This window comes from Gaiella sp. (genome assembly GCF_035558935.1).
Lineage (GTDB): Bacteria > Actinomycetota > Thermoleophilia > Gaiellales > Gaiellaceae > Gaiella.
This window is the reverse complement of the sequence record NZ_DATMBZ010000060.1, coordinates 1-6,262: the sequence shown is the minus strand read 5'-3', so window position 1 is coordinate 6,262 and position 6,262 is coordinate 1. Positions and strand designations below refer to the sequence as shown.

The 6,262-nt window shown below is 69.5% G+C and carries 10 protein-coding genes; 7 read left to right on the top strand and 3 right to left on the bottom strand.

The window, feature by feature from the left end; all coding sequences use genetic code 11:
• On the bottom strand, positions 1-384 hold a 384-nt coding region (locus VNM44_RS05920; protein ID WP_325623674.1), incomplete at its 3' end, for a VOC family protein.
• A gap of 155 nt (positions 385-539) precedes the next feature.
• Here VNM44_RS05920 and VNM44_RS05915 point away from each other — a divergent pair.
• Together VNM44_RS05915 and VNM44_RS05910 are read left to right on the top strand one after the other, a co-directional pair.
• Positions 540-803 (top strand): hypothetical protein, encoded by a 264-nt coding sequence (locus VNM44_RS05915; protein WP_325623673.1) that lies wholly within the window; start codon positions 540-542, stop codon positions 801-803.
• Between the two features lie 61 nt (positions 804-864).
• Positions 865-1,161 (top strand): DUF3303 domain-containing protein, encoded by a 297-nt coding sequence (locus tag VNM44_RS05910; RefSeq protein ID WP_325623672.1) that lies wholly within the window; start codon positions 865-867, stop codon positions 1,159-1,161.
• A 53-nt stretch (positions 1,162-1,214) separates the two neighbouring features.
• Here the strand turns inward: VNM44_RS05910 and VNM44_RS05905 are convergent, their stop codons facing one another.
• Together VNM44_RS05905 and VNM44_RS05900 are read right to left on the bottom strand one after the other, a co-directional pair.
• Positions 1,215-1,961: a flavodoxin family protein gene (locus tag VNM44_RS05905; protein ID WP_325623670.1), complete on the bottom strand. Its 747-nt coding sequence runs from the start codon at positions 1,959-1,961 to the stop codon at positions 1,215-1,217.
• A gap of 58 nt (positions 1,962-2,019) precedes the next feature.
• Positions 2,020-2,448 carry a hypothetical protein gene (locus VNM44_RS05900; protein ID WP_325623668.1) on the bottom strand — a complete coding sequence of 143 codons (429 nt, stop codon included), beginning with the start codon at positions 2,446-2,448 and terminating at the stop codon, positions 2,020-2,022.
• A 143-nt stretch (positions 2,449-2,591) separates the two neighbouring features.
• On the opposite strand from VNM44_RS05900, the gene VNM44_RS05895 reads away from it, so the two are divergent.
• From VNM44_RS05895 to VNM44_RS05875, 5 genes are all read left to right on the top strand, one after another.
• Positions 2,592-3,263 (top strand): molybdopterin-dependent oxidoreductase, encoded by a 672-nt coding sequence (locus VNM44_RS05895; protein ID WP_325623666.1) that lies wholly within the window; start codon positions 2,592-2,594, stop codon positions 3,261-3,263.
• Positions 3,260-3,865 carry a cytochrome b/b6 domain-containing protein gene (locus VNM44_RS05890; RefSeq protein ID WP_325623664.1) on the top strand — a complete coding sequence of 202 codons (606 nt, stop codon included), beginning with the start codon at positions 3,260-3,262 and terminating at the stop codon, positions 3,863-3,865. The genes VNM44_RS05895 and VNM44_RS05890 overlap by 4 nt, the downstream gene beginning before the upstream one ends.
• A gap of 5 nt (positions 3,866-3,870) precedes the next feature.
• Positions 3,871-4,548 carry a response regulator transcription factor gene (locus VNM44_RS05885; protein WP_325623662.1) on the top strand — a complete coding sequence of 226 codons (678 nt, stop codon included), beginning with the start codon at positions 3,871-3,873 and terminating at the stop codon, positions 4,546-4,548.
• 158 nt (positions 4,549-4,706) lie between these two features.
• Complete coding sequence (locus VNM44_RS05880) at positions 4,707-5,606, top strand: HAMP domain-containing sensor histidine kinase (protein ID WP_414652958.1); 900 nt, start codon at positions 4,707-4,709, stop codon at positions 5,604-5,606.
• A 162-nt stretch (positions 5,607-5,768) separates the two neighbouring features.
• The coding region (locus VNM44_RS05875) for an ImmA/IrrE family metallo-endopeptidase (RefSeq protein ID WP_325623658.1) at positions 5,769-6,262 on the top strand (494 nt) is incomplete at its 3' end.

Here is a 6,262-nt window from a genome sequence, read left to right as displayed (position 1 = left end):
TCGATGCACTCGCGAGAAGTCGTCGATCTCCTCACCGACGACGACGCCGAGGTGCTCGAGGCCCATGCGGTACACGCGCTGGTGAACGGGCGGGATGAGCTCGATGAGCGAGACCGGAGTCCCGTCGAGGACCTCGAGCGGCTCGGCGAGCACGATCAGCGAGATCGGACGCCCGTTCCAGAGGTTCTCGCTGTTCGCCCTCGCATGACGCTCGAGCAGCGTGCGCTGGTGGACGTACAGGTCCCAATCGGCGACGCGGACGGCGAGGTGGCTGAGCGCGTAGGGCGAGATGTCGATGCCCCGGGCGATGAGTCGGTCGCGCTGCATCGCCGCGAAGGCTCGATAGTCGCCGATGATCTCGGCAATCGGATCAGACGTGGCCACGTGGCATCCTCCTCCGCCATCGTACGAGGCGGACGGCTGGACACACGGTCGCGCAGGCGCCGTCCTCCCGTTCGTTGGCGCCTCGAGCTGCGAGAGAGTACGGTCACTCGGGCCACCGGTGCGCATCGAGCGGCCGGCCGACCCGAAGGAGGGCGATGCCCACCGTCATTGGCTACCACGACGTGAAAGACAAGGACCACTGGCTCGCCTCGCCCAAACGCGAGGAGTTCTTCGGGCCTCTCGGCGTCACCAACATCCGGACGTTCGTCGATCCACAGAACCCCTCGAGAGTCGGCCTGCTGATGGACGTCCCGGACATGGACGCCGTGATGGCTGCGATGGAGACTGAGGCGGCCGCCGAGGCGATGGCGCACGACGGAGTCGTCCCGGAGACGCTCGTGATCCTCGTCGAGGCCTGACCGAGGGCCGCGCTCGGCCCCACAGCTCGCTCGGCAATCAGCCTCGGGAAAGGATGCGCCGATGCTCTTTCACGTCACCTGGGAATTCATCGACACGAGCGAGGAGGGCATTCGTCGGTCGCTCGACGTGTTCTCGAAGTGGCAGCCGCCGGCCGGCGCGGAGTTCAAGGGCTTCTACGGCTTCGCGGACGGTGGTGGGGGTGTGGCCCTGATCGAGGCCGACAGCGCCGCAACTCTCGCCCGCACCACTGCACCCTGGGCGCCGTGGCTGCGGTTCACGTCGACCCCGATCCTGCCGATCGAGGAGTCGTCCGCGCTCGCCGGAGAAGCAGTCGCCTTCCGCGACTCGGTCGGCTAGGCACACGCCGCGCGGGTGGAGGAGAGCTCACTCCTCCCCCGCGAGGCCCGTCCTCAGCGGTGCTCGGGGTTCGGGAGGTCCCAGCGGCAGCCTGCGTCCCAGAGCGAGCGCTGGTTGCCGTGGGCCGGGATTCCTCCGGCGTCGCGCAGTAGCCGCGCCACGTGCATCAGGTTCCAGGTCATGAACGTCGTGTTCCGGTTCGTGAAGTCGTTCCCCGGGCCCCCGGAGTCCGGGTCGAGGTAGGAGGGGCCGGGCCCGGCTTCGCCGATCCAGCCCGCGTCCGCCTGCGGCGGAATCGTGTAACCGAGGTGCTGCAGTGAGTAGAGGATGTTCATCGAGCAGTGCTTGATGCCGTCCTCGTTGCCGGTGATCAGGCAGCCGCCGACCTTGCCGTAGTACGCGTACTGTCCGTGCTCGTTCAGGAGCGACGAGTTGCCGTAGAGCCGCTCGATCACGCGCGTGCAGACCGACGACTTCTCGCCGAGCCAGATCGGCGAGCAGAGCACGAGGATGTCGGCGGCCTGGACGCGCTCGTACAGCGCGGGCCAGTCGTCGCGCTCGGCACCGTGCTCGCACATGTCGGGCCACACACCCGGCGCGAGCTCGTGGTCGACTGCCCGCACTTCGTCGACCGTGACGCGGTTCGCGTCCATGATCGCCTTCGAGAGGTCGACCAGCCCCTGCGTGTGAGACCGCTCCGGCGACCGCTTCAGCGTGCAGTTGACGTACAGCGCGCGCAGGCCGGTGAAGTCCCAACGATCGGTCGTGCGTAGCTCGGCAGGCACCGCCTCGATGCTCATCAGGCTCCCGTGGTCGCCGACAGTCGGCGGGATAGACAATCAGGTGCGCGCCGCGGGCTCAAGGCCGGATCTTCACCGCGAACCAGTTGTCCACGTTGTTGCAGAGCACCTGGCCCGGCTTCTCGTGCGCGTAGGTGTAGAGCGCCCGCCGGTCGAGGGTGAGCTGACGCGAGCCATCGGGACGGCGAATCGTCCCGAAGTCGCCCTTGATGCCGGAGTAGTGCATGGGGATCCCGACGCCCTTCTTCACGAGCACGGGCGGCCACGCCTTCGCGCACGCTCCGGTGCAGCGGATCGTGCCCCTCGGCTCGCTCTTCCAGGTGTAGATCGCCTGCTTCTGCGAGGTGGTCAGCACCTCGCCGAGCTTTTTGTCCATGATCGTCCCGACGAGTCTCGGGCTCATCGCCTGATTCGCCGCGAGGGCCGTAGTCCCCGAGACCGCGAGAACCGCGAGCGCCGCGAGTGCGCCGTACGTGAGCTTCGTCATGGTCGACCTCCTGTCCGCTTTCGAGTACCGCCACGAACGTCTACCGCCAGATGCGCGCTCGCAGGGCCCGGGTTCATCGCGTGGACACGAACGTTCAGAGTCTGTTCATCGATCCCGCCCGCCGCCACGTGGATGATTCCGGGGTGAAGGACGAGCAGCGCCTCGGACGTGCAGCGTTCCTCGGTGTCACCGTGGCCGGGCTGTCGTCGCTCGTGTGGGGGCGCTCCGCCTGGGAGGCGGCCTCGGGGATCCTTCCGCGCAGCGTCGGCGCGGTGTTGCCACAGCCGACGAGCGGCTGGCGCATCTACACCGTCGCCGCCACGATGCCGACGTTCGACCCCGAGACCTACCGGCTGCGCGTCGACGGCCTGGTCCAGCGGCCGCTCGCGCTCGCCCTCGACGACCTTCGCGCTCTGCCGGTCGCACAGCAGGTCAGCGACTTCCGCTGCGTGACGGGCTGGACGGTCGAAGACGTGCGCTGGACGGGCGTCCGGATCCGGGACGTCCTCGCTGCCGCCGCTCCACTTCCCTCGGGAGCGGCCCTCTCGTTCGTGTCCGCCGAGCGACCCTACGTCGACTCGCTGACGCTCGAACAGGCCTCGCTCCCGGACGTGATGCTGGCCTGGGGGATGGACGGCCGGCCGCTCGAGCGTCCGCACGGGGCGCCGCTGCGGCTCGTGATGCCGCGCATGTACGGCTACAAGAGCGTCAAGTGGGTCGAGCGCATCGTCGTCACGCGTGAGCCGGTCGTCGGCTACTGGGAGCAGCGCGGCTACGACCGGGACGCCTGGATCGGTCACTCGAACTCCGCATGACAGGCGAACGGTACGTCCGACGGTTCTCCCGGACGGAGCGCGCGGTGCACTGGGTGCACGCGTCGGCGTTCCTCGTGCTCCTCGGCTCGGGGCTCGTCCTCTATCTCCCCTCACTCGCAACCGAGATCGGTCGCCGTCCCCTCGTGAAGGACGTTCACCTCTTCACCGCGCTCGCGTGGGCGATCGCGCTTCTGGCCGTGGTCGCTCTCGGAGATCGGCGGGGTCTCCGCGCCACGACGCGCGAGCTCGACGTCTTCGACGCCGACGACCGCCGCTGGCTGCTCGGAAGACACGTCCGCCAGGGCAGGTTCAACGCGGGGCAGAAGCTGAATGCGGCGCTCACGGCTGCGTTCGCCGTGCTCCTCGCGGTGTCCGGTGTGCTGCTCTGGCTCGGCGAGCGCGATACGCGCTTTCGCCTCGACAGCACGATCGTGCTGCACGACGTGGTCGCGTATCTCTCGGTGGCGCTTCTCGCGGGTCACCTCTACCTCGCCGTCATCCACCCGTCGACGCGCCACGCCCTCCGTGGGATGACGGTCGGCACCGTTCGAGAGGACTGGGCCCGTGAGCACCACGCGAAGTGGCCCACGGACGCACAATGAGCGACATGGCGACCATCCTCGTCGTGGACGACGACCCGATCGTCCGCGACGTCGTCGTCCGCTACCTCGAGCGGGACGGCCATCGCACGCTCGTCGCCGAAGACGGAGACCGCGCCGACGAGCTGCTCCGAGAAGAGCAGCTCGACCTCGTGGTCCTCGACGTCATGCTCCCGGGCCAGGACGGGCTCGCGCTCAGCCGCTCCATCCGCTCGCGCTCGACGTTGCCGGTCATCCTGCTGACGGCGCGCGGCGAGGAAGTGGATCGCATCGTCGGTCTGGAGCTCGGCGCGGACGACTACGTCACCAAGCCGTTCTCCCCCCGGGAGCTCGCGGCCCGTGTCCGTGCGCTGCTCCGCCGCTCCTCGGCGCAGGCCGAGCCGAGGAGCAGCGTCGCCTTCGGAAACGTGGTGCTCGACGGAGACGCACGCCAGGTGCGAAAGGCCGGCGACGAGGTCGTGCTCACGGCACGGGAGTTCGATCTGCTCTGGTTCCTCGCCGCGCATCCGCAACGCGTCTTCTCGCGCGACCAGCTCATGGCGAGCGTCTGGGGCTACGAGCCGGCGCTCGACAGCGGGACGGTCACGGTTCACATCAGGCGCCTGCGGACGAAGGTCGAGGACGACCCGGCACGGCCGCGGCACCTGCAGACCGTCTGGGGCGTCGGCTACCGGCTCACGCCGTGATCCAGTCCGCGCTCGTCGTCGCGCTCGCGACGCTCGGGGCCGGGCTTGCGATCGCCTTTGCTCTGCGTGCTCTGCCTACCCTGCGCCTGAGGCTCGCGGGCCTCGCGGTGCTCGCGGTCTGCGTCCCCCTCGTCGCCGTCCTCGCCTCAGGATGGGTGATGTTCCACATGGGCGACGACGTGAAGATCCTCGCGGTCAGCGCCGCCTCCGCGTCTGTGGCTCTCGCCGCTGCGCTCGTCCTCGCCCGGTCGATCGAGCGACCGATCGAGAAGCTCGGAGATGCGGCCGCCGAGCTTGCGAGCGGCGACCTCGCTGCGCGCGCTCCCGAGGACGGTCCGGCGGAGATCGCATCGCTCGCACGGGCGTTCAACGAGATGGGGGACGCGCTCGAGCGGATCTTCGACGCGCGACGCGAGTTGTTCGCCTGGGCGAGCCACGACCTCCGCACACCGCTCGCGAACATGCAGGCGATGCTCGAGGCGCTGGAGGACGGGCTCGCAGAGCCGGAGCACTACCTCCCGGCCTTCCGGGAGCAGGTCCGCGTGCTTTCGCAGCTGGTGGACGACCTCTTCGAGCTCGCCCGAATCGAGTCGGGCGTGCTGGCGCTCGAGCTTCGAGAGCTGCCCATCACGCCGGTCGTGGAGAGCTGCCTCGTCGGCGTCGCCGCCGAAGCCGCCTCGCGAGGCGTTCGACTCGAGTCGGTCGGCCCGAGCGATGCGACTGCCCGCTTCGCCCCCGAGAAGATCGAGCGTGTCCTCCTGAACCTCCTCACCAACGCCCTCCGCCACACGCCGACCGACGGCTCGGTCGCCGTCGTCGTGAAGCCCTCCGCTGCCGAGCTCTGCGTCCGCGTCGAGGACACGGGCGAGGGCATCGACGACGAGGGGGTGGAGCGGATGTTCGAGCGCTTCTGGCGCGGGGATCAGGCACGTTCCACCCCCGGCGCCGGGCTCGGCCTGGCGATTGCACGCGGCCTCGTCGAAGCGCACGGCGGGCGCATCTGGGCCGAGCAGCGATCGGGTGGAGGGACGAGGGTGTCGTTCACGCTTCCCGCCTGACCCCGGCGAAGGGCGCTCTACCACGACGACTGCTCGATCTCCCGAGCGCGCGTCGCTGTCCACCCCTTCCGGGTCACGGGTCCAGTCGTAAGGCCGGTCTCCGGAACGGCTGATTCCTAGAGTCTGGACACGTCTTCGACAGCCGATTACGGTCCGATCGCATTGCCGTCAGCCCCGACCCGCTACACAGACCCACGAGCCCACGATCTCCGCGCCGAGTACCTCGCGACGTTCGGCGGCGCCGAGATCCCCGTGCCGGTCGAGTCGATCGCCGAGGACTGGCTCGGCCTGCGGATCGAGGAGGCCGACCTCGGCGACTGCTCGGGGATCCTGATCCCGTCCGAGCGACTGATCCGCGTCAACGCCTCGGAGGCGATGAGCGGCGACACCCCGACCCGCCGGATCCGCTTCACGATCGCCCACGAGCTCGGCCACTGGATCTGCCACGCGCGCGGGTTGGACGACGCGCCGACGTACTGCCGCTCGCAGGACCTCGCCGAGGACGCCGACCGAGCCCTCGAGCGCGAGGCGAACGTCTTCGGCGCCGAGCTGCTCATGCCGGAGGCCGCGGTGCGCGAGGCCTGGGCCACGTTCCCGGATGCTCAAGGGCTGGCCGTTCGCTTCGGCGTCTCGGCACTCGCCGCGCAGTGGCGGCT

Coding starts and splice junctions, on each gene's coding strand:
- VNM44_RS05915 (WP_325623673.1), top strand. CDS start 540: ATGCCCACCGTCATTGGCTACCACGACGTGAAAGACAAGGACCACTGG.
- VNM44_RS05910 (WP_325623672.1), top strand. CDS start 865: ATGCTCTTTCACGTCACCTGGGAATTCATCGACACGAGCGAGGAGGGC.
- VNM44_RS05905 (WP_325623670.1), bottom strand. CDS start 1,961: ATGAGCATCGAGGCGGTGCCTGCCGAGCTACGCACGACCGATCGTTGG.
- VNM44_RS05900 (WP_325623668.1), bottom strand. CDS start 2,448: ATGACGAAGCTCACGTACGGCGCACTCGCGGCGCTCGCGGTTCTCGCG.
- VNM44_RS05890 (WP_325623664.1), top strand. CDS start 3,260: ATGACAGGCGAACGGTACGTCCGACGGTTCTCCCGGACGGAGCGCGCG.
- VNM44_RS05885 (WP_325623662.1), top strand. CDS start 3,871: ATGGCGACCATCCTCGTCGTGGACGACGACCCGATCGTCCGCGACGTC.
- VNM44_RS05880 (WP_414652958.1), top strand. CDS start 4,707: ATGTTCCACATGGGCGACGACGTGAAGATCCTCGCGGTCAGCGCCGCC.